Annotated in this window: 16 protein-coding genes and 4 pseudogenes; 9 read left to right on the top strand and 11 right to left on the bottom strand. The window is 67.2% G+C overall.

The features are described from left to right. Window positions 1-125: 125 nt before the first annotated feature. Window positions 126-528, bottom strand: a pseudogene (locus J7I97_RS27045) (IS5 family transposase); the annotation flags it as partial. A 245-nt stretch (window positions 529-773) separates the two neighbouring features. Here J7I97_RS27045 and J7I97_RS27040 point away from each other — a divergent pair. Beyond that, a complete protein-coding gene (locus tag J7I97_RS27040) occupies window positions 774-2261 on the top strand; it encodes an IS4 family transposase (RefSeq protein WP_251059203.1) in 1488 nt (495 codons plus the stop codon). 97 nt (window positions 2262-2358) lie between these two features. Continuing rightward, a complete protein-coding gene (locus J7I97_RS27035) occupies window positions 2359-3732 on the top strand; it encodes an IS1380 family transposase (protein WP_214939588.1) in 1374 nt (457 codons plus the stop codon). On the opposite strand, the gene J7I97_RS38935 is transcribed toward J7I97_RS27035, so the two are convergent. From J7I97_RS38935 to J7I97_RS27010, 5 genes are all read right to left on the bottom strand, one after another. Then, window positions 3663-4229 (bottom strand): hypothetical protein, encoded by a 567-nt coding sequence (locus J7I97_RS38935; protein ID WP_251059202.1) that lies wholly within the window; start codon window positions 4227-4229, stop codon window positions 3663-3665. The two genes, J7I97_RS27035 and J7I97_RS38935, sit on opposite strands and share 70 nt — an antisense overlap. Next, window positions 4226-5017, bottom strand: a complete 792-nt coding sequence (locus J7I97_RS27025) for a glycosyltransferase 87 family protein (RefSeq protein WP_308369348.1) — start codon at window positions 5015-5017, stop codon at window positions 4226-4228. Before J7I97_RS27025 ends, J7I97_RS38935 begins: the two co-directional genes overlap by 4 nt. A 98-nt stretch (window positions 5018-5115) precedes the next feature. Further along, window positions 5116-5385, bottom strand: coding sequence for a hypothetical protein (locus J7I97_RS27020; RefSeq protein ID WP_214939582.1), 270 nt, complete (start codon window positions 5383-5385; stop codon window positions 5116-5118). A gap of 208 nt (window positions 5386-5593) precedes the next feature. Beyond that, entirely contained in the window at window positions 5594-8056 is a 2463-nt protein-coding gene (locus J7I97_RS27015; RefSeq protein WP_214939580.1) for a hypothetical protein, read from the bottom strand. Window positions 8057-8267: 211 nt separating this feature from the next. Then, entirely contained in the window at window positions 8268-8984 is a 717-nt protein-coding gene (locus J7I97_RS27010; RefSeq protein ID WP_251059201.1) for a DUF6333 family protein, read from the bottom strand. A 235-nt stretch (window positions 8985-9219) separates the two neighbouring features. On the opposite strand from J7I97_RS27010, the gene J7I97_RS39660 reads away from it, so the two are divergent. After that, on the top strand, window positions 9220-9525 hold the full coding sequence (locus J7I97_RS39660; RefSeq protein ID WP_285441148.1) for a hypothetical protein: 306 nt from the start codon (window positions 9220-9222) through the stop codon (window positions 9523-9525). 141 nt (window positions 9526-9666) lie between these two features. On the opposite strand, the gene J7I97_RS27000 is transcribed toward J7I97_RS39660, so the two are convergent. The 5 genes and pseudogenes from J7I97_RS27000 to J7I97_RS26980 form a co-directional block, all read right to left on the bottom strand. Then, window positions 9667-9882 carry a DUF6243 family protein gene (locus J7I97_RS27000; RefSeq protein WP_214939575.1) on the bottom strand — a complete coding sequence of 72 codons (216 nt, stop codon included), beginning with the start codon at window positions 9880-9882 and terminating at the stop codon, window positions 9667-9669. Between the two features lie 639 nt (window positions 9883-10521). Then, window positions 10522-10713: pseudogene (locus tag J7I97_RS26995) on the bottom strand (CorA family divalent cation transporter); the annotation flags it as partial. A 298-nt stretch (window positions 10714-11011) separates the two neighbouring features. Then, window positions 11012-11842: pseudogene (locus J7I97_RS26990) on the bottom strand (IS21 family transposase); the annotation flags it as partial. A 520-nt stretch (window positions 11843-12362) separates the two neighbouring features. Then, window positions 12363-12864 (bottom strand): annotated as a pseudogene (locus J7I97_RS38930) (transposase); the annotation flags it as partial. A 150-nt stretch (window positions 12865-13014) separates the two neighbouring features. Next, a complete protein-coding gene (locus J7I97_RS26980) occupies window positions 13015-14283 on the bottom strand; it encodes a cytochrome P450 (protein WP_308363529.1) in 1269 nt (422 codons plus the stop codon). Window positions 14284-14882: 599 nt separating this feature from the next. Here J7I97_RS26980 and J7I97_RS26975 point away from each other — a divergent pair. The 6 genes from J7I97_RS26975 (at window position 14883) to J7I97_RS26950 (ending at window position 21266) form a co-directional block, all read left to right on the top strand. After that, entirely contained in the window at window positions 14883-15515 is a 633-nt protein-coding gene (locus J7I97_RS26975) for an ATP-dependent Clp protease proteolytic subunit (protein WP_374103563.1), read from the top strand. 64 nt (window positions 15516-15579) lie between these two features. Then, on the top strand, window positions 15580-16236 hold the full coding sequence (locus J7I97_RS26970; RefSeq protein WP_214939569.1) for an ATP-dependent Clp protease proteolytic subunit: 657 nt from the start codon (window positions 15580-15582) through the stop codon (window positions 16234-16236). Window positions 16237-16622: 386 nt separating this feature from the next. After that, entirely contained in the window at window positions 16623-17348 is a 726-nt protein-coding gene (locus tag J7I97_RS26965) for a dienelactone hydrolase family protein (protein WP_214939566.1), read from the top strand. A 766-nt stretch (window positions 17349-18114) separates the two neighbouring features. Continuing rightward, a complete protein-coding gene (locus J7I97_RS38925; protein ID WP_214939563.1) occupies window positions 18115-19182 on the top strand; it encodes a methyltransferase in 1068 nt (355 codons plus the stop codon). Between the two features lie 166 nt (window positions 19183-19348). Beyond that, window positions 19349-20095, top strand: coding sequence for an SDR family NAD(P)-dependent oxidoreductase (locus J7I97_RS26955; protein WP_214939559.1), 747 nt, complete (start codon window positions 19349-19351; stop codon window positions 20093-20095). 70 nt (window positions 20096-20165) lie between these two features. Beyond that, on the top strand, window positions 20166-21266 hold the full coding sequence (locus J7I97_RS26950) for an SIS domain-containing protein (RefSeq protein ID WP_214939556.1): 1101 nt from the start codon (window positions 20166-20168) through the stop codon (window positions 21264-21266). The last annotated feature ends 1 nt before the right edge of the window (window position 21267 follow it).

The raw sequence follows: 21267 nt of genomic DNA, 5'->3' as shown, positions 1-21267 counted from the left end.
TGTTCTCTATCTTTCAGGGTCTACCGGGACTGCTGCCACCAGTAGGGCGGTGAGGCATGGCAAGGTTGGGGACGCGCTCTCCAGCGGCCGTCGTTCATCCGGGCGTCGCGGCATTAGACACCGTTTTATTTGGTGAGGCGGCGGTGGCAGATGAGGGCTGCGGCTATGCCGACGAAGGCGAGGAAGGTGTTCGGCCTTGCGCTCGTAACGTCGGTGGAGGCGGCGGCAGCCGGCGAGCCAGGACACGGTTCTCTCCACGACCCAGCGGTGTTGGCCGAGCCGTTCGGAGGGCTCGATTCCTTTGCGTGCGATGCGGTGGCGGATGCCGCGTTTGCGTAGCCATCTGCGCAGGTGGGGATAGTCGTAGCCCTTGTCGGCGTGTAGCTTCGCCGGCTTTCGTCTGCGAGGGCCGCGGCGGGACCGGATGGGCGGGATACCGCGCACGAGCGGTTCAAGGCCGAGGCTGTCATGCAGGTTGGCGCCCGAGATCCCCAGCGAGATCGGCAGCCCGTTCCGGTCGGTGATTAGAAAACGCGAGAAGTGCTCCTGACCTGCAATGCCGGTGAGTTAGCGAGTCCGTGCAGGTCAGGCACGTGATGGTGTGGGGTTTCGGCGGGAATATCCCCTGGTGACGTTGCGTGATCCGTCACTTCTGGTGATGTGTCGGCGAGAGCCGGGACACGGCAACGGAGTTCCCGGTAGGACAGAAGATCGACCAAGATCCGACTGTCCGTGAGGGAACTCCGTTGGGTGCTCAGTGTGCCATCGTCCGCATGCCGTCTGCCATCGCCGAGGGCAGCCAGGCCCCGTTGAACGGGCTGGTGGCACCCTCGGACCAGCGCTTTGGCGAGCGCGTCCGGCTCGGCGTGTTGACCGAGGAGATCAGCCCTGGGCTGGTGGACGAGGTCGTGGAGTTGACCGGCTGCAGCGAGCGTCGCCGCCGGTTGCTGCCGGCCCGGGCGGTGGTCTACTTCGTCCTGGCGTTATGCCTGTTCAGCAGCTCCGGCAGTGCCGGTCCGCCGGGATACCGGTCGGTCCTGCGCACGCTGACCGAGAAGCTGCGGCACCTGCCGGGCCTGTGCGTGCAGCGCCTGCCCACCAGCTCGGCCCTGACCCGCGCCCGGCAGCGGCTGGGCGACAAACCGTTGCAGGCGCTGTTCGAGCGGCGGTGCGGCACGCTGGCCACACCCCTCACTCCAGGCGCGTTCGCCTTCGGGCTGCGGCTGGTCGCCTGGGACGGCACCGCGCTGGATGTCCCCGACACCCCTGCGAACGCAGCTGAGTTCGGCTTCACCGGCAAGGGCGGTGTCAACCAGAGCGGACACCCGCAGGTCCGCCTGATGGCTCTGACCGAATGCGGCACCCATGCCCTGGTCGATGCGGCCTTCGACGCGGTGGCCAAGTTCAGCGAGCACAAGCTCGCCCGCCGGCTGTTGGCCTCCCTGCGACCGGACATGCTGCTGCTGGCCGACCGCAACTTCGCCGGGTACGAACTGTGGGGCCTGGCCCGCGCCACCGGCGCCCACCTGGCCTGGCGGATCAAGAAGAACCTGGTCTTCGTGCCGCTGAGAGTGCTGTCCGACGGCTCCTACCTGTCCATCATGAGAACGCCCGCGGAGAACATCCGCCACGGTCAGGCCCGCGCGGCCGGACGCACCCTGCACGAGCCTCCCCGGGGACACCTGGTGCGGATCATCGAATACACCGTGACCATCCACCCACCGGTCGGCCTGCCCCGCACCGAGACATTCCGGCTGGTCACCAGCCTGCTGGATCCCAAGCTGGCCCCGGCCCGTCAGCTGGCGACGGCCTACCATCAGCGGTGGGAGATCGAAAACGGGTTCGCGGAACTGAAGAACCGCCTGCGCGGCGCCGGATTCATCCTGCGCTCCAAGGCGCCCGAGCTGATCTGCCAGGAGATCTACGCCCTCCTCACCGTCTACCAGGCACTGTGCGCACTGCAGACGCGCGCGGCAGAGCACGGCGGCACCGATCCCGACCGGATCTCCTTCACCGTCACAGTGCAGCTCGCCCGGCTGGCCGTCGCCGCTCAAGCCGCAGCCGACGCGACCGTGTTGGACGCCGCACGCCACGAGGTCATCACCGAGCTCCTGGCCGCCCTCCTCCCGACCCGCCGCCACCGACAGTTCCAACGCATCAAGAAGCCGTCCAAGAACACCTTCGAGGTCAGAAAACGCGACCAGCCCCGCACTCCCAGTAACGTCCACTACACACTCAAAGTCACCAAGCACTCCACCTGACCTGCACCAACGCGCTAACTCACCGGCATTGTCCTGACCTGCAGCGATAGGACTTGTCGAGGGTCCAGATCGTGCCGTGGAAAGAAGCACTTCTCAGGTGAAGAAGCGTATCGGGTCGTACCCGCGTGTCCGCGTTGAGGGTGCCGGCCGTGGGGTGGTCTCCCAGGCAGGGGGCATACTCCTGGTCGAGGCCGTCCGCAAGACCGGCCTGGACACCGCGATATCGGCCGCGCTCGCATCGTGGCGGAAGGCCCGGGCGGTGCACGATCCAGGAAAGATCCTTCTGGACGTGGCCCTGGCGGTCGCACTCGGCGGGGACTGCCTGGCCGACGCCGGGATGCTGCGGGCGGAGCCGGGCGTGTTCGGGCCGGTGGCCTCTGACCCGACCGTCTCCCGGCTCATCGACACCCTCGCCGCGGCCGGCCCGAAGGTCCTGACCGCGATCCGGTCCGCCCGGTCCGAAGTGCGCGAACACGTCTGGAAGCTGGCCGGGAAGGCGGCGCCCGACGTCGGCGGGCACGTGGTCGTGGACCTGGACGGAGTGCTGGTGCTGGCCCACTCCGACAAGCAGGACGCCGCCGCGACCTGGAAGAAGACCTATGGGCACCATCCGCTGGCCTTCGTCGACCACGGCCCCGGCGGCACCGGAGAGCCGGTGGCAGCCCTGCTGCGGCCCGGGAACGCGGGCAGCAACACCGCCGCCGACCACATCACCGTGACCCAAGTCGCCCTGGCCCAACTCCCGAAACGTCACCGGCGCGGACGGAGCACACTCATTCGTACCGACTCCGCTGGCGGGACCCACGAGTTCGTGACCTGGCTCGCGAAGCGGGGCCGGTGGCTGTCGTACTCGGTCGGCATGACCATCACCGACTCCATCCACCAAGCCGTGCTGAAGGTGCCTGCCCCGGCCTGGACGCCCGCGATCGAGCCGGGCGGTGAGATCCGCGACGGCGCCTGGGTGGCCGAGTTGGACGGCGACTGCCTGAAGGGCTGGCCGAAGGGGATGCGGCTGATCGTCCGCAAGGAACGACCGCACCCCGGCGCCCAGTTGCGGATCACCGACGCCGACGGACTGCGGCTCACCGCGTTCGCCACCAACACCACCGATGCTCCGATCGCCGCACTCGAAATGCGACACCGCCAGCGAGCACGGGCCGAGGACCGCATCCGGGCCGCCCGCGCCACCGGCCTGCGCAACCTGCCTCTACACGAGAGTGCCCAGAATCAGATCTGGCTGGAGATCGTCCAGCTCGCACTCGACCTGCTGGCCTGGCTGCCTATGCTCGCCCTGACCGGCAAACCCCGCCTCTGGGAACCCCGCCGGCTCCGGCTACGACTCTTTTCCGCCGCCGCCCAGCTCGTCACCACCGCCCGCCGCCGACACCTCCGGTTCGCCCGTCACTGGCCCTGGACCGACGTGATCACCACCGCGATCCAGCGACTTGACGCTCTCCCGAACCCAGGCTGACCAGCAGACTTACCCGTCCCAACAAGCCTGATCACCCCACCGGAGCCGTGGAACCCGGTGCCCACCCGACGCGACAGCCGGGCCACTGGCCTACCCGCGACCAGCCCACTTGGGGTGTGACGTTGCGGCAGCCCAGCAGGCGGGCGGCGGTGCGCAGCCAGCCAGCGAGCCGGGCCGGGCAGGGGCTCGACGCTGTGCACGCCCCCCGAGGGCCCGGCCAGGGCGGCCAGCGTCCATGTGTAGAGGCCGTATTCGGCGCCGATGTCCAGGCAGACATCGCCGGGGGCGACGAACTCGTCGAGTCCGGCGACCTCTTCCTCCACGAAGGAGTAGCGCGATGCCGCCCAGTGCAGGGCGGCGGCCACGCCCGTGGCGCACTTGCCGGGCCGGTTGTCGGTCCGGCTGCCCTCCTGGTTGGCGGTTCGGCTGTTTGCCCGGTGCGTCGGGCGGAGGCCGTCGGCAGAGTGCAGCGGTTGGGCCGAGGACTGGCCGGTCATTGTTCTCCTCCTGTACCGGCGTGGGCGTACGAGTGTCGGGACGGGACCACGAGGGCCATGCCGTCCGGCCGTGCTCCGCGTACCGGCAGGCTGGGAAGCGGTTCACGAGCGTCGACCAACCTGGCCCACCCCATCAGTACGAGGGGCAGTGCGAGATAGCCGAAGCGTCCGGCGGGCGCCAGGGTGAAGGCCACCAACAAGCCGATCGCGAGCCGGTCGGCCGCGGCCCGCAGATGAGCGGGCGGGAGCCGCACGAGGTAAAGGGCAACGGCGAGCGCCCCGCAGACCAGCAGACCTACGGCCGCGTACCAGCCGGCCGGACCCAGATCGGCCAGCAGCCGGCCGGGCAGCGGACTGGCGGCCGGCGTCGGCAAGTTGCCGCGTCCGGTCGGGAAGGCCAGTACCTGCTCCACCATGGCGGCGGGCGAGAGCAGTGCGCTGGGCACGATCAGCAGGGTCGTGCCGACCGCCGCGATGCCCGTGCAGCGCACGGCCGCACGGCGGCCGGCCACACAACCGAGCAGGGCCAAGGCCACGGCGATCGCGGGCCAGGCCGTCCACTTGAGGGAGCACACCACGGCGAGCGCCAGGCCCGCCGCCGCCGGGCGGCCGCGGGCCGCCAAGGCGAGCGCCAGGCAGCACAGGCCGGTCAGCGGGAGGTCCACTCCGCTGACGCACAGGGGCAGGGCCACCACGGGCGACGCGATCAGCACCGCCACGGCCGTTCCGTACGGGATCTGCTCGCGCTGCCCCGTAGAGGGGGCCGGCACGCCGGACCGACGGAGCACCAGGCGCGTCCTGCGTGACGATCGCGAGGAGACCGAACGGCCGTGTCCGGCCGGGGCTCGAGGGCAGCCTCCGAGCCCGCCGCGCAGCGTCGCGCGGCTCATCGACTTCCCGAAGGTCCGCCGCCTTCGCGGTAGGCAACCAGCTCTTGCGCCCGTGAGCACCGGACCGGCCGACAGCGGAAGTGCTCCACCAGCGGAATGGCCCACGTTGAAATCGAGTGAATTGCGGCGGTTTTGAAGTGATGAACCATCGTCAACTTGGCGAGGGTGTCGCCACCGACCTGCCTGCCGCAGATGTCGGCGGCGGCCGGCGAGGTCTGGACCGTGAGCGCGGCAAGCGTCACGAACGCGACCAGGGTCGCCTTCAAGGTGGTAAGTCGGCGCTGTGGGCGGCGCGTTGGTGTGGGCACGCGAGGGCCCCCCTCTCTACGGTTCGTTGGATGTATGGATGATCGGCTGGCCGCCGTGTGACCGTAAGAGGCCCGTCTGGATCCTGGGCGGGGACGGCGAAGGGCCCCACCCGGCGTGTACTTACGGGTGGAGCCCTTCACTGTGAGACGTGACTGCCTGGTCAGGCTACTCCTGCGCGGTGCGGCGGCGCCGCATCCACCACGTCAGGGTGACGCCGGCCGCTGCGAGGGCAGCGGCGACACCGGCGATGAGGCCCACCGGTGTGTTGGAGCCGGTGTCGGCGAGGTCGCCGTCGGGGTCCTCCGGCGTGGGCGGCGTGTTGTCACCGCCGCCGGGGTTGGTGGGGTCCGGGGCCGGGGTCGTCGGGGGGTTGGTCGGCTTGCCGGTGCCCGACGGGGTCGGTGTCGGGGTGGGGGTGGGGTCGTCGCCGGGATCTTCGCCGCCCGGGTCCTCGCCGCTGCCGTCTGTGGCCGGGCCTGCGCCGAGGTACAGGGTGTCGAGGTCCCGGTAGGAGGCGTCATCGGACTTGCCGGAGTTGACGGTCGTGTTGTCCAGGTCCCGGTCCTGGGCGTCGAACTGGGCCTTGGGGATGTTCTGCTTGGGCTGCTTGGAGAAGTCGACGCCGCCGACGCCCTGCTTATACAGCTTGCCGCCGTACTCCAGCTCGAACCACTCGATGCCCTCCTTGATGGACTGCATGTACTTGTCCCAGACCTTTTCACGGGTCCAGTCCTCATGCGGAGCGCGGATCGGCCAGGCCGAGACGTCGTTGGAGTTGATGATGTCGTGGAAGTCCGTCGGGGACTTGGCGTCCTGCTGACGGATGTACTCGGCGGCGACGCGGGCGTTGTAGACGGCGCGCAGCTCGGCGTACTTGGGGTCCTTGTTCACCCGCTCCCGGATGACCGGGACGATGTTGGCGTTGACCGACCGTTCGATGGCCTTCTTCTCGGCGTCCGAGAGGTCGGTGCATTCGGTGGAGCCGGGGACGGTGTAGTCGACGTCCAGCCACTGGGCGGAGACGTCCATCGGCGATTCGAGGATGTAGATCCCGCCGTCCTGCTCGCGGACCTTGGCCTCGTCGGGCTCAATCCAAAAGCGGGTACCGGGGAAGCAGGGGATGCCGTTGCGGCGCGGCGCGGTGTCCCAGTACAGCTTGCCCCCGGGATGCTTGTCGGGGTTCAGGGCCTCGGAGAAGTCGTGCTTCATGACCAGGTCGGCGTCGAGGAGGACGCGGCCGGCGTCGGTCTTGCCGAACTTGGCGTCCATGACCTTGCCCGGCTGGTCCGGGTTCAGGTTGACCCAGAACTTTTCGGGGGTCAGGGCGAGCCAGGTGAACAGGGCGTCGGAGGAGAGCTGCATCCGGGCTTCGCCGCCGAAGCCGGGGTTGTTGTCCGGGTCGGGCATCTGGTCGGCGCGCATGGAGTAGCTCATGCCCTTGCCCTTTTCGAGGCCGCCGACGTACCGGAGTTCCATGGTGGTGAAGTCGACGCCGCCCGGGCCGCCCCTGGGGAGGGTGCCCCTCGGGTCGAGGCGGTTGGCGTCCCGCTGGTAGCGCTTCGCCTCTTCCAGGGTCTTCCCGGAGGACAGGGCCCGGTCGTTGGCGGGGCCGCGGGTGCCGCACGTGTTGGCGCCGGCCGCCGCGAGCTGCGTTGTGCCGGTCTGGCAGGCGGGCGCGAACCACCGCTGATGGTCCGAATACCCCTTGATCGGGGTGGTCTTGGGCACCGGGTTGTATATGCGCTGGTTTCCGCGCACCTGCCCGGTCTTCCCGTTCCGCATGTTGCGGACGTCGCGCTCCAGGTCGTCGATTTGCTTGACCTGGCCCTTGGTGAAGGGCTTCGCGCCGGTGAAGCGGAACTTGTGGTCGGGCATCGACTTGGCGACGACCCGGTCATTCGCAAGCTGCTTCGCCGTCAGCTTCGAGTTCGACTTGAACTCGTTGAACTCTTTGCTCTTCTGGTTGTAGGCGTCGTACCGGCGCTCGCCGACCTTGTCGCCGTTCTTGTCGAACAGCTCGACGGTGACCTCACACAGCCAGTCCGGGCCGATCAGCTTGTAGTCCTTGACGAGCTGCCGTTCGAAGCCCGAGCCCTTGTGGTTGTTGATCTGGTTGCGGATGTACCGCTTGTCGAACCAGTGCTTGAACCCCAGGTTCTCCTTGTTCGCGAAGTACCGGGCGTAAATCTCCATCGCCCGGTCCGCGGGCTTCCCCGACGCGTTGGCGATCTTCTTCCATGCGTCGACGTTCTTGTCCAGGTCCCCGGGGACCTTCGACAGGGCCTCGGTCTTCTGGGCGGCTGTCGGTGTCTGAAGGCCGTCGTACGCCTGTCCCGGAAGGTCGAAGTCGAAGTTCCTGGGGAGGGCAGTGTCCTTGTACAGGTTCCCGGTCGGGTTGTCGGGGAACCCGGAGTCCGGCGGTGTCGTCGGGGCGGTCGGGAGGCCGTTGCGGGTGTCGCAGCGTTTCCCGGATCCCGCCTTCATCTTCGCCGAGACCGGCGGCAGCTTTGGTGGTGCGGCCTCGACGGCCTGGAGCCCGGTTGTGACGATCGCGGCCGTCAGGCCGACAGCGGCCGTGAACCTGGCCGCGAACCGCCACTTGGACGGTATACGAATGTGTTTGTTCAAGAGCTCGTCTTTCCCTCTCTGGTGGGGCCTTGAGGGGGTGCGGGCGGCGCGTGGGCCCCCGTGACGTGTACGCGCCGCCCGAACACCGTAGCCCCCACCCGCCACGAGTAAAGACGAGTTAAAGCGTGTCGACAAAGCGTCAACACCACCGCGCAGGCCGCCAGTTCACCCGTCGCGACCCTCGGCCCCAGGGGCGCCCGCCGACTTGCGCCTAGACGAAGTACAAGCTCTCCATGTCCCTCACCGCGTCCTCGGAGTGCCGTACACGGAACGCCGTCGTCTCCATCTCCTCCCACCCCCACGGATCCGAATGCCCGAGCGCCAAGCCCCCCAGGCCCGCCCAGTAGACCTCGTTCGCGGGCTCGTCCAGGTCGACGCCGGCGTTGTCCACCATCCACCCCCTGAGATCTAGGGACGCGATCACCGCACGCGGATCGCCCGAGATGACGAACGGCTCATCATCCGGCCATCCCGATGCGTGGAACATCGCTCCGTCCGGCAACCACACGATGTTCTCGGTGTGCTCCATCCCCCCGTGGTAGGAGACCCGTCCCACGATCCGCGCATCCGGGAACCGCTCCCGCAACTCCTTCGCCGCCGACCGGAGCGGCTCGTCGTTGCCGTCGGTCGCGAACGCGGGAGTCATGATGCTCAACATGCCGCCCCACGCGGCAGCGTGCACGATGTCCAGATCAGACCGTGCTGCCGATGGGAGCGGGGTCTGCGCGGAGCGCGGCCCGAGGTCCTCCAGGACGGCCTCGATGCCCTCGAACGACTCGACGAACGCGCGTGCGCGCTCAGGGTCGTTGGGGGGCAGGTTACGGGCGTCGACGTTGAATGGCGCCTCGAACGCTGTCAGGTGGCACAGACTCATCGAGCCGCGCACGATCCGGTCCGGCGCAGAGGTCCAGTAGGTGTTCTCGTTCATGCGGGCCACCGTAACGGCCGGCGATGACAGAAGCGCCGCCGCCCAGCCCCTCGGCAGATGTGCGCCCCGTGCGCTGGTGGGAACACGCCTGCGCCCCCGGGCGAGTGACCCCTTCTGGTGATCTGCCCCTGCCAGCCTGGAAGGCGACCCCCGACGGGGGAAGGAGGGAGGTCTCATGATCACGTTCCGCAGGAGTCTCGTGTAGGGCGCGCTGACGGGTCTGGCGCTCAGCGCCGTGGCGGCCACGGGTGCTGTCGCCGCGCCGGTCCAGGCCGCGCCGACCGTGGCGGTGGCGCAGGCCGGTCTGGTGTGCACGGCCAACGACAACGGCGTCAACTACCGCAGCGGGCCCGGCGCGGAGTACCCCGTCTTCGGCACCGTCAACCGGGGCCAGAGCCTCAACTGCAAGGGCCAGGAAGGGTCGTGGGTTCTCGCCGGGGCTGGGTACGGGGACGCGCTGGTGGTGACGCTGCTGGTGCAGCTCGGGATGGTGGCGGTGACTGAGCTGCTGAATCTTCGGCTGCCCCGGGTGGTCGGCTGAGACGCGGGTGGTCGGCCGAGAGCTGAGCGGGACCGGCCGCGCCCGGTACGGCAGCAGAGCCCCGATACGGCGGCAGGGCCCGGACCGCGCGTCGCGGTCCGGGCCCTGCCCCGTGCGGTGCCGCCCTGAGGCGGCGGTGCGTCAGCTCTGTGCGGTGTCGTCGCTCGCCTGCTCGGCGCCCTCAGCTGCGGCTGCCTTCTCGCGCATCTTGCGCACCAGCTCCGCCTTCTGGTCGGCGGCACCCTGGCGGTCGAGGTTGCGGTGCGGGCCGTTGTTCTGCCGTTCGGCGCGGGACAGCTTCTTGCGCTGGCCGCCGCCCTGGCCCACGGGGTTGTTGATGTTCTTGCTGTCGGTCACGGGTTCTCCCGGTGATGATGTGAAGTGATCTACGGATTCATCGGTGGGGGACGGGCGCGGCGACGTCGAAGGACGTCAGCAGGGGCCCGTCACGCTCTCACTCGTAAATCGGCGTCTGGAAGAACATGACAAAGACGTTACCCGGTTCCGTCGGCCCCGCACGCCAAGCTTTTCGCCGCCCCGGCGTCGGCCGGGCCTTCGGCGAGCGCCCGTGGTCAGCTCGGCTACAACCGGGGCCTGCGCGGTGGATGATCTGGCCGGCGTGATCGCCGTTGGAAACAACGCTCTTGCGCCCAGCTGTTCGGGACAACCTTTAGCCATGGGGTCGGACATCGGTGGTCTACGGTCAAGATCCACGGCCATTGGACAACTGCCGACTTGTAGCCGTCCGGCGGGACAGCACGGGCCTGGTGGCGGCGAACGGGTGGCGCAGCAGATGCTGTGCCACCCGTTTTCGTTACCCTCCGCAGCCGCGTGCTGCTGGAGGCGGTCGACGGCGCGGCAGGGGCATTGCCAAGGTGCAGGGGAGCGCCCCGCGGGGGCGGGCTGCGCATTCTCCCCAGATTCTCCCCAGGGGGCCTTGCGGGACGCCTCCATGCGTTCGCAAGAGCTAAGCGATCAATGACGTCGATGTGCCGCCTACAGCCAGTCGCGCTTCTTGAAGATGATGTACAGACTCGTGCACACCACTGCCATCAGCAGGATGGCGAAGGGGTAGCCGCCCGCCCACTTCAGTTCCGGCATGTCTTCGAAGTTCATGCCGTAGATGGTTCCCACCAACGTGGGTGCAAACAGGATGGCGGCCCACGAGGAGATCTTCTTGAAGTCGTCACCCGCATGCCGCTGACCTGCGGAAACTCCCCACTCGGGCGGCCTGACCTGCAGCGATCGACCTTTCCGAGTCTTTCACCCTGCTCCCCGTATGTGCAGCCGATTCCCCCCAGCCGCCCCCCAACGAGGCCTCATTCCCCCCAGATTCCCCCCAGCGGAGCAGCTTCGGGCAGCGGATTGCCGCTGGACGGGACCGTGATCCCGGCTGCACGGATGGCTACGCGACGTAGGAGGAGGGAGCGGTACGACCTGGCGATCGCCTACGACCCTGCGAATCCCGAGTCTAGGTTGGATGAGGAGGCCGTGGTCTCTGTGGCCGATGACGCTGTTGCTCTTCCGCGAGGGCCTCGGCGGGCTTGCGCCGGGTGTCCCGGTGGACCCGGCTATTGACCTCGTCGCCGAAGGTATGGCAGGCCGCCTCGAGATGCCCGAAGGCCGGGTACTGCTCCAGGAGATTCGTATCCGTGGGCACCAGATCGGCCTTCGAGATCCGCGCCGTCGCCTCGGATCCGTCCTTGGGTTCCGGGTCGGCCGGCAGACAAGTACGGATCGTCAGCCCGTAATACCTTGCGACCTCGACGATCTCCGGATTGCGGACCGCGATGTTCGCGACGTGCGCCACGCGTCGTGGTGAGCGTCTTCTCTCGTCGGTCAACGCATAGGCTGGCACTCCTCCTATGCGCCGCAATGTCGCATCGAGGCAGGCCACGATCGTCGGCAGTGTCTTGTCGAAGACCGGAACCACGACTCGGAACCTCGACCAGGCCGGCCACGCGCACCACAGTTGCGTCTGCCGCCCGCCGATCTTGGGACCATGGCTCCAGTCCCACTTCAGCCACAGACCCGGCTCGGTGATTCACGGCCAATGACCCGCCGCGAGCCCGCAGGCTCGCTTTCACCTCCGAGAGCACCCGCCGCGTCGTTCGCTCCCCGCCTGTGAAGCCCATCGCCGGGATCCGCCGGTGTACCAGATCCGCTCGGACCGGCCGTGGGAGTCCACCACCAGTTCCTCGATCTTCGCCAGGAACTCGTCGATCGGACGGGCCCGGTGCCGGCGGGCCGTCGGGCTGGCGCTCTCCGCCCGCATCCGCACATACCGGGCCACCGTGTGATGGTCGCAGCCAGCCAGCCAGCCAGCCAGCCAGCCAGCCAGCCAGCCAGCCAGCCAGCCAGCCAGCCAGCCGGCTTGGCCGCCGCTCAGCAACTCCCCGTGAGGTTGCATGCGTCCAGGATCTCCGTGATCTCCCTGCTGTTCTTCACACCGGGCCAGCTTCGCTGACCGGTATCGGTCCAGTTTCGGGGAGACATCTGGCCGTGGCCGCCTACGGGGAGTATCTACTGACAGCCGTCATTCGGCACTGCCTTCCCCTCGGATGGCGAGCCGTTTGAACTGGTGTGGCAGGGCGAAGGTCTGCTCAGCAGCAGGCTGCCTGCGAGTGACGGCAGGTTCTGCGTCTAGTCCAGCCGCCGCCCGGGCCTGTCCGGTTGCTCCCTACCGCGCGGTGGGCTCCGGAGGTGTAAGAGGTCGTTTCATCCTGCTGTTTCATTCCGGGATGCGGCTTTGCTGTACTGGTGACGGCTCGCGCCAGGAGATGGTGCTCTCGCCGGTGAGGTGGCGGGCTCGGGGTCGGTGCGAACCCTCAGGCCCTAGGGGTGCGTTGGACGATTTCGAGGTCGATGCCGAGGGTGGCGGCGTGGTCGACGAAGTGCTTGCGGTAGCCGCCGTCGACCCAGGCTTTGCGCAGGGTGGGGTGGTCGGCGGCGGACTGCTCCAGGAGGGTGCGGCCGACGGTGGAATCCTGCTGCTGGCAGCGGTGACCAGCGCTGCCAGCAGCAGGCCAAGGGTGTCAATGACGATGCTGCGCTTGCGGCCCACGATCTTCATGCCCGCGTCGATGCCCTGGCTTCGGGCGGGGACGCGGGTGGAGGTCTTGACGCTCTGTGCGTCGATCACGCAGGCCGACGGGTGGCGGTTCTTGCGCTCCTGCCGGTAGTAGGCCCACTGGCAGCCGGTGCGGTCCACGTAGAGGGTCGCGTTCGTGATCTCACGCAGTTCATGCCGTGGTGGCCGGCCGAAGTCCAGGGCCCGCCGGCGACGTTCGAAGCGCCAGGCAAGCAGCCTCCGCTCAGCTCCCAGCGGGCATCAGACAGGTCACCTGGGTACGCACGGCGCTCCGTGCACTCTCATGCCCAGTCGAGCCGGTGGGCGAGGAAGAGCCGCTTCTGACAATCCCCGCTGACCTGTGCGAACGGCGTGCCGCGACCGCTCACCCGCCTGTCGGCCCGCCCGCGGCGGGCGTATCACCACCGCACCGGCAGGGTCCGCCTCCCCCGGATCAGCATCCCCGGGAGCCATTCCCCCGGCTCCCCGTCCGCCGTCAGATCCGGGCAGCGCTCGAACAGCGTGCGCAGCGCCACCTGGCCCTCGAGGCGGGCGAGGGGGGCTCCCAGGCAGAAGTGGATCCCGTGTCCGAAGGAGAGATTGCTCCGGGCCTCCTCGCGCCGTACGTCGAAGCGTTCCGGATCGGGGAAGCGCGTCGGGTCGTGGTCCGCGCCGGCCATGGTGATCAGCACGATGGCACCGCGCGGCACCCGTACGCCGCCGATCTCGGTGTCCTCCAGGGCGATGCGCGGCGTGGTGGTCTCCACCGGCCCGTCGTAGCGCAGCGTCTCCTCCACCAGCCCCGCCGCCAGCCCTGCCGGATCGGCCCGTACGGCCGCCAGCTGCTCGGGGTGCGCGAAGAGCGCGCGCACCGCGTTGCCGATCGTGTTGACCGTCGTCTCGTGCCCGGCGACGAGCATCAGGAAGGCCAACGAGACCAGTTCGTCCTCGGTGAGCTGGTCGCCGCCCTCGTCGACCGTGTGGACGAGGGCGCTGAGCAGGTCCTCCCCGGGGTTCTCGCGCTTGGCGGCGATGAGCCCCTGGAGATACGGCATGACCTGCTCGTACGCCTCCTTCTCCGCCTCGGGGCTGGTGGGCGCGAGGGTCTCGTTGGACCAGGCGTGGAAGGCGGCGCGGTCCAGGTTGGGGACGCCGAGCAGCTCGGAGATGACGATCATGGGGAGCGGGGAGGCGAACGCCTCGATGAGGTCGGCGCCGCGCGCGCCGTCCGCCGTCATGCGGTCCAGCAGATCGTCGGTGATCTCCTGGACGCGCGCCTGCATCCCCATGACCCGCCGGGCCGTGAACTCCTGCGACACCAGCTTCCGCAGCCGGGTGTGGTGGGGCGGGTCGCTCATCAGCATGTTGGCGTTGCCGAGCATGTTCAGGGCGTACGGCGGGCTCCAGCCGGGCTGCCGGTACTCGCGCTGCCAGTCCCGGCTGAGCTGCGGGGAGATGAAGGCCTCGCGCGCGGCCTCGTACCCGACCACGAGCCACACCACGCCCCTGTCGGGGCCCACCACCTGGTGCACCGGACCGCGCTCGCGCAGCTTGCGGTAGGCGATGTAGGGGTCGGCGGTGAAGTCGGGGCTGAGCGAGGCGAGAACCTCGATCCCGCCGAGGCTGTCGGGCCGGTCTGTTCTGTCGGGTATCGCGGTATCGGCGGCGGATTTCTCGGTCTCGGTCACGACGGAATTCCCTTCGCTCAGGCTCGGGTTATCGGCCCCAGCCGACCACTCCGAGCACGGCGGCTCACTGTAATCACGCACCTCCACCCGCACAACTGGTTACTTGCCCCGCCTTCACCAAACCGACAAAGAACATCAACAGAATTCACTTAGCCAGAGCCACATATGAGAGTGCGTCGGCAACACGCCTTTGCGCACAAGCGGACTCCGTCCCCGTGCTTCGACGGGGGGGTTGCACCGCATCGGCCGCGCTGTCCGCAGGTGGACGGGGAAACCGCGCTGCTCCTGGCCGGATTTGGACGTCGATTGTTGCCTTATGCACCGTTTTTTGCAGACGTCGTCTCGGTTTCGTCGCTGCCAACGCCGCCGGGGGGTCTGAACTCAGCCTGGTTTCAGGCCAATTTGAAATCAGTCACACCCTCCGCTCTGAGCGAACGGCTTCTCAACCGCTCGTGGATGGGTGCGGAGTGCGTGTTAGCTTCGTTAAGCGCTAGGGGGCGAGTGGAGTGCTGCTTCCGGCTCCAATTGGTCGGACGGCAGCTGAACGGACTCGGTGCAAGCCCTTTAGCGGACACGCAACGACAGAGGAGTGGAATCGCATGAGCTCTCGGCAGTTTCCTCTCGAAGCAGGCCAGATGATGCCCTACGCCCGCGGCGGTGCCGGTGATGTGGTCGGCGTGGATGCGGTTTACAACCGTCTTCTCGAGGACCGCATCATCTTCCTTGGCAAGGAAGTTGACGACGACATCGCCAACCGCGTCACCGCGCAGATGCTGATGCTCGCGACGGATCCGACCCGTGACATCTACCTGTACATCCACTCACCGGGCGGCTCGGTTACCGCCGGCATGGCGGTCTACGACACCATGCAGTACATCAAGAACGACGTCGTGACCATTGCAATGGGATTCTGTGCCTCCATGGGCCAGTTCCTTCTCACCGCCGGTGCGAAGGGAAAGCGGTTCGCATTGCCGCACACCAAGATCCTCATGCACCAGCCCTCGGCCGGTTTCGCCGGCTCGGCTTCGGACATCAAGATCTACGTGGACCAGTTGGTCCGCACCAAGCGGGAAATGGCTGAGCTCATCGCGCAGCACTCCGGCCAGGACACCGAGACGATCACCCGTGACTCCGACCGGGATCGCTGGTTCACGGCCCAGGAGGCCAAGGAGTACGGCCTGATCGACGAGGTGATGACCGCGGATCACCCGGGCCTCGGCGCCGTCGGCTAGTCCTCCGCCCCGCGGATCAGCACATCCATTCACCTCGGGAGGACCACGCCCAGTGAGCACTTCTATGCCCACAGCAGCCTCGCCCCCGTTCGGGGCCGGTAACTTAAGTCCGGAAAGCCGTTACGTCGTACCCCGATTCGTGGAACGCACGTCGCAGGGAACCAGGGAGTACGACCCCTACGCGAAACTCTTCGAGGAACGCATCATCTTCCTCGGCACCCAGGTCGATGACGTCGTGGCGAACGACATCATGGCCCAGCTCTTGTGCCTCGAGTCGCAGGACGCTGAACGGGACATCTCTCTCTACATCAATTCGCCCGGTGGTGACCTCACTCCGCTCACGGCGGTCTACGACACCATGCAATTCGTGCGGCCCGACATTCAGACGGTCTGCCTCGGGCAGGCCGGTTCGGTGGCGGCCGTGATCCTGGCGGCGGGCACACCCGGGAAGCGTCTGGCTCTGCCGAGCGCCCGGATACTCCTCCAGCAGCCGCACAGCGACGGCACCCAGGGCCAAGTGTCCGACCTGGAGATCCAGGGCCGTGAGGTCCAGCGTCAGCGGGAGTTGGTCGAAGGGCTTCTCGCTAAGCACACCGGCCGGGACGTCGCGCAGATCAACAAGGACGTCGACCGAGCCCAAGTCCTCACCGCCGACCAGGCGCTGAAGTTCGGAATTGTCGACAAGGTGGTTGCTCCTCGCACCATCGCGGGTATGCGTTGACGCAGCAGGATGCAGCGGCCCGAGGTTCGACTGCGAAGGCAGGCCCAGGAGAGTGCTGACGCCGAGGTGATCGGCTTCCACAGGTGATGCTCCGCGGAGAATTCTCCAGGGCTGCCTGCCGCAGGAGAGATGCCCTGCGCGGCCCGGTCTCTGGATGGCCCCCTCCCCTGTCCTGCGGTCGTCGTCGCCGGCGACGGCGGGCGCGGCGCGTCGTCGTATCGACCGTTGCCGAGGTCAACGGCGGCCTGTCCTCCATGCCGGTGACGTGCCGGGACCGAGATCGGCGACCTGCCGGCCATCAGCGCACTTCAGCGAGGTACCGGCGTGGTCCGGTCGGCCCTGTCGGTCCGATCGTCCTGGCCGGGAGGTCGCTACAATTCGGCCCCATGATCACGGTTACCACACGCTCGGTCGCCTACCCGGCCGACGGTCTGACGATGGTCGGGCACCTGGCGCTCCCGGCCGGCTCGGATCGCCGGCCCGCAGTTCTGGTCGGGCCCGAGGGGACCGGACTGAACGACTTCCAGCGCAGCAGGGCCGATGCCCTGGCCGAGATGGGGTACGTGGCGTTCGCCTTCGACATCCATGGGGGACGGTGGTTCACCGACCCTGCCGAGATGATGGCCCGAGTGATGCCCCTGCTCGCAGATCCCGACCGGATGCGCGGGATCGGTCACGCGGCGCTCGACGTGTTGCGTGCCGAACCGCGCACCGATCCCGACCGGATCGCCGTCATCGGCTACGGTACCGGGGGCGCCATCGGGCTGGAACTCGGGCGCGACGGTGTCGACCTGCGTGTGATCGGGACGGTCAACGGCCTGACCACGGGCCGGCCGGGTGAGGCGGCGCGCATCCGCTGTCCTGTGTGGGCAGGGGTCGGATCGGAAGACCCGATCATGCCGCCCGCGCAACGGGACGCCTTCGCCGCCGAAATACTGGCCGCGGGAGTCGACTGGCGTCTCGTGGTCTACGGCGGTGCCCTGCACGCCTTCCACCACCCTCCGGTGGACCAGCGGGTGCGCCCCGGAGTGGGCCACCACCCTCGACACGCGCGACGTGCCTGGAATGATGTCGTCGGTCTGCTCGACGAATGTCTGCCCGTCGTGGAGTGATGCTTCCGGGAGCGCCGGCGCTCTCGGAAGCACGCGCTGTCGAAACATGGCCGCTTGAACGCCGCCCTCGTCCTGCCGTCCTGTCGAAACAGCCAGGTAGCGCAACAGGCCGCGAATAGTGCGCGGGTCCGTGGCTCCGTACTTCGGCAACGTCTTGTGGCCGGGTGCGGAGTAGACGCGCTGCTGGGCTTCGAGATAGGCACGGCGTCGGCGGGATCCTTTCACTGCGCGTCGCGCAGAAATATTCCCGAGCGGATCCTCGACTGCAATCGCCGAATGGGGCGTCGCGGATTCCGGCGATCTGTCCGTTTTGGGAAAGATAATCCAGCTTCCTGCCGTTCTATCCCGTGGGGCGATTTTCAGCCCCTTGATCGCTCAGATTGAGGTCAGGATTGGCGATTCTTCGGCCAAGAATGAAGGGGTTCGGAGGCAGAAGCGATCGATTCACGCCATCAGCGGGGGTGTGAGGGCGTTAATGGTCTTGTGCCATTCTCGGCTTTGGTGTTGCCTCGTGGTGTATCGCGGCCTAACGGATTCGTCATTCGGACAGGACGCGTCAACGGGGAGGAAACTTTCAATGACGCAGGTGAAGGTGATGGTCTAACCCCGCCCACTTGGTGCCGCGTCCCCGGGACGGGGTGCGGCACGCTGCGGGGATCTCGCTTCCACTGTCTGTCTCAATGCTGCCAATCGGTTTATCCGGACGTTGTTGGATTTCGCCACGCCACGACACGGCCGAGGGTGCACGCCCGAGGCTCGTAGCACCGTGAAGGAGATCACCATGACCGCACCGTCAGCGACCGCCCTGGACGAGCTGTGGAAGCTGGTTTACACCAGCTTCCGGTTCCCGTTCCTGCACGCCGCACTGCGCCTGAAGTTGTTTGCCCTCCTCAAGGAGCGGCCAGGCATAACTCGCGAAGAGATAACCCGGGCACTGGAGTTGGAGGAACGTGCGGGTCGCGTGCTGCTGCTGGGGTGCAGCACATTCGAGCTCGTGCGCAAGGAAGACGACGGGTATCACAACACCGCCGCGACTGATATCCTCGCGGGCGATCCGGGCGAATTCATGCCGGTCATCATCCGCTACACCCACGAGATGTTGTATCGCCCGATGAGCTGGCTCTACGAATCTCTGGTGGAGAACGAGAACGTGGGGCTGGACCGGGAGCTGCTTGCCGGCTCGTCGGCGACCACGCTCTACGAGCTGCTCGGCGAGGACAAGAACCTCGAAAAGGTATTCACCGCCATGATGGAGCATCAGAGCCGCTCGGTGGTGGAAGACTTCGTCAACTCCGTGGACTTCTCCTCCTACCAGCACGTGCTGGACGTCGGCGGCGGCACGGGAACGAATGCCATCGCCTTCGCCCGGCGGTGGCCGCACCTCCAGGCGACCATTCTCGAACTCCCCAACGTGGCGAAGATGGCGGAAGAGCAGATCGCCGAGGCGGGTCTCGCCGACCGTGTCCAGGCAGTCGGAGCCGACATCTGGCAGGAAGAGTTCCCCACTTCCCACGACTGCGTCGTATTCTCTCGATTCCTTGAGATCTGGTCGCCGGAGCAGGTTCGCGACCTCTTCGCGAAGACCTACCGGGCGCTGAAGCCGGGAGGTCACCTGGTGATCGTGGCGTGCGCCCAGGACGACGAGGAGACCGGTCCCGCCCACGCCGCGTTCATGTCGGCGTACGTGCAGACGATCGCGTCGCCCGAGGGCAGCATCTACACGCCGAAGGAATTCGAGCAGTGGTACACCGAAGCGGGGTTCGAGCCGATGGACCGGCAGTATCCCGGGCGGTACGACGTCATCCTGCGCGCCCGTAAGCCCGACGCCGCCTGAGTCATCCCACAGCTGAGGGCATGGGTCGCGCTGCCCGGTGGGGGCGTGCGCCAGGCCGTGCGGCGGGTCCGCCGCACGGCCTCTGTCCGGCCGCGTACGCCTCCTCGGCCGCCGTGATGCCGCCACGGCAGGGGAAAGAACGAACAACCCACTATGCGGAGCTTGAATGAAATCGCCTGATAAACTGGCTTTAGTTACCGGTGGAACCAAGGGAATCGGGCTCGAATTCAGCCGCAGACTCACGCGGATGGGATATCGAGTAGTCGCTACTTTTCGTAGTGACGAGGATTCGGCGAACCGGGCTGCACAGGAGATGAAGAAGAGCCTCTCGGTGGTCCGGTCCGATGTGTCGGATCCCGATGACGTGGCGCGGCTGGCCGACCTGGTGCGTACCGGTCACGGAACCCCCCATGTGCTGGTCAACAATGCTGGACTGAACATAGACCGGCCGGTGCTCGAGATCTCGGACACGGACTGGCGCCAGGTGCTGGACACCAACCTTTCGGGTCCCTTCTACATGACCCGGGCATTTGCTCCGCACATGTTGGAGGCCGGCGGTGGTTCCATTGTCAACATCGGTGCGACCACGGCGATCCGCCCCCGGCTGAACGGCGCCAACTACTGTTCGAGCAAAGCGGGGCTGCTCCACCTGACCAAGTGCCTGGCCATGGAGCTGGCTCCTACCATCCGGGTGAACTGCCTTATTCCGGGAATGATCGACACGGAGGAGATGCGGACTCGATTCCGCACCGCCGAGCCGGAGCACCTGAACTCGCTCCTGGACGAAATTCCGCAGCGGAGGATCGGCTCCACCGAGGAGATGGCGGACGCTCTGGAATTCCTTGTGGGTGCAGGAGCCGCCTACGTAACGGGCCAGAAGCTCATCGTGGACGGTGGCCAGTTCATGTGGTAGGGGCCTCGGCCGCCGACTGAAGTTCGTGAATCAATCACTGACGTGAGAAACCACACAGAAGGAGAAGGTCATGCGACCGCGCCTTGAACGCTATCAGGAATTCCTGGAGCAGGAGTACCGCTCCGGTTTCACGAAGTCGGATGAGTACGACATCTCCGGGATCTCGGAAGATCTCGTGAAAAAGCTGGGGAGCGGTCATTTCACCCGCATCGTCTTCAGCGGTATGGGCTGCTCGGCCATCGTGTCGGACGTGATCAAGGTCTTCTTCAGCTCGATCAGGAGCGACCTCGAAGTACATGTCTTCAACGACTACGACTTCGAGTACCTGATACCGCGCTCGGTGATCGAGGACGACCGGACGCTCATCATCCTGAGTTCGTACAGCGGCCACTCCAACGAGCCCGTCCGGGCCTTCCACGCCTTGAGCCCGGTGAACGACCGGGTACTGCTGCTCACCTCGGGCGGCCGGCTCGGCGAGCTGGGGGAGGAGCACGGGGTGTCCATCGCACGCTGGACCCTCAGTAAGCCGGACCGCGAGTACCCGCTGTTCCACGTCGGCCAGTACTTCTCGATTCTGGTCGACATGTTCCTGAAGCTCGGGCTCCTGGACGAGGACCACGGTCCGGAAGTCCGTGCCCTGGCCCAGACCCTGGAGACCGACTTCACGCCTTCGCTGCGCGAGTTGGCGGCCGATGCCGCCGTCCGGAGCGAGGACTCCAACATCATCATGCTCGGCTCGCCCAAGTGGCACGAGAGTCTGTTGAAGCTCGCGAAGATGCACTTCAACGAAATCGCCATGGTGCCCGCGACGCGGAACTACTTCCACGAGTTCTGCCACAGCGAGGTGGCCACGCTCTCGGATCCCGTGCGTCGTCACAGCATCCTCATCTTCTCCGACCCGGAGGAGGATGAATACACCCGCGCCAAGCGCAAGAACCTGGTGGCGTTGCTGACCGCGCCGATCCCGCAGAACGCGAACGTCACGGTGACCGAGGTCGAGCTCGACCAGCCGACCTTCATGCGGCAGTACTTCACCGCTCTGGAATTCGTCCAGTACCTGACCCTGGACCTCGGAAAGGGTCGGGAGACGGCGTCGCGGAACCTCATTTCGGAGGCGGCGGGAAACCCCTGGTACCACGGCACCACGATTGACGCGGAGAACGCCGGCTGAC

It is taken from the genome of Streptomyces sp. ISL-87, assembly GCF_018614095.1.
Lineage (GTDB): Bacteria > Actinomycetota > Actinomycetes > Streptomycetales > Streptomycetaceae > Streptomyces.
The sequence above is the reverse complement of the archived record's forward strand: the minus strand, read 5'-3'. Positions and strand labels throughout refer to the sequence as shown.

What these genes read in the sequence shown, in the direction of transcription:
- J7I97_RS26970 (WP_214939569.1), top strand. Translation starts at nt 15,580, where the DNA reads ATGCCCACAGCAGCCTCGCCCCCGTTCGGGGCCGGTAACTTAAGTCCG.
- J7I97_RS27040 (WP_251059203.1), top strand. Translation starts at nt 774, where the DNA reads ATGCCGTCTGCCATCGCCGAGGGCAGCCAGGCCCCGTTGAACGGGCTG.
- J7I97_RS27010 (WP_251059201.1), bottom strand. Translation starts at nt 8,984, where the DNA reads ATGAACGAGAACACCTACTGGACCTCTGCGCCGGACCGGATCGTGCGC.
- J7I97_RS38935 (WP_251059202.1), bottom strand. Translation starts at nt 4,229, where the DNA reads ATGACCGGCCAGTCCTCGGCCCAACCGCTGCACTCTGCCGACGGCCTC.
- J7I97_RS26955 (WP_214939559.1), top strand. Translation starts at nt 19,349, where the DNA reads ATGAAATCGCCTGATAAACTGGCTTTAGTTACCGGTGGAACCAAGGGA.
- J7I97_RS26965 (WP_214939566.1), top strand. Translation starts at nt 16,623, where the DNA reads ATGATCACGGTTACCACACGCTCGGTCGCCTACCCGGCCGACGGTCTG.
- J7I97_RS26975 (WP_374103563.1), top strand. Translation starts at nt 14,883, where the DNA reads ATGAGCTCTCGGCAGTTTCCTCTCGAAGCAGGCCAGATGATGCCCTAC.
- J7I97_RS26950 (WP_214939556.1), top strand. Translation starts at nt 20,166, where the DNA reads ATGCGACCGCGCCTTGAACGCTATCAGGAATTCCTGGAGCAGGAGTAC.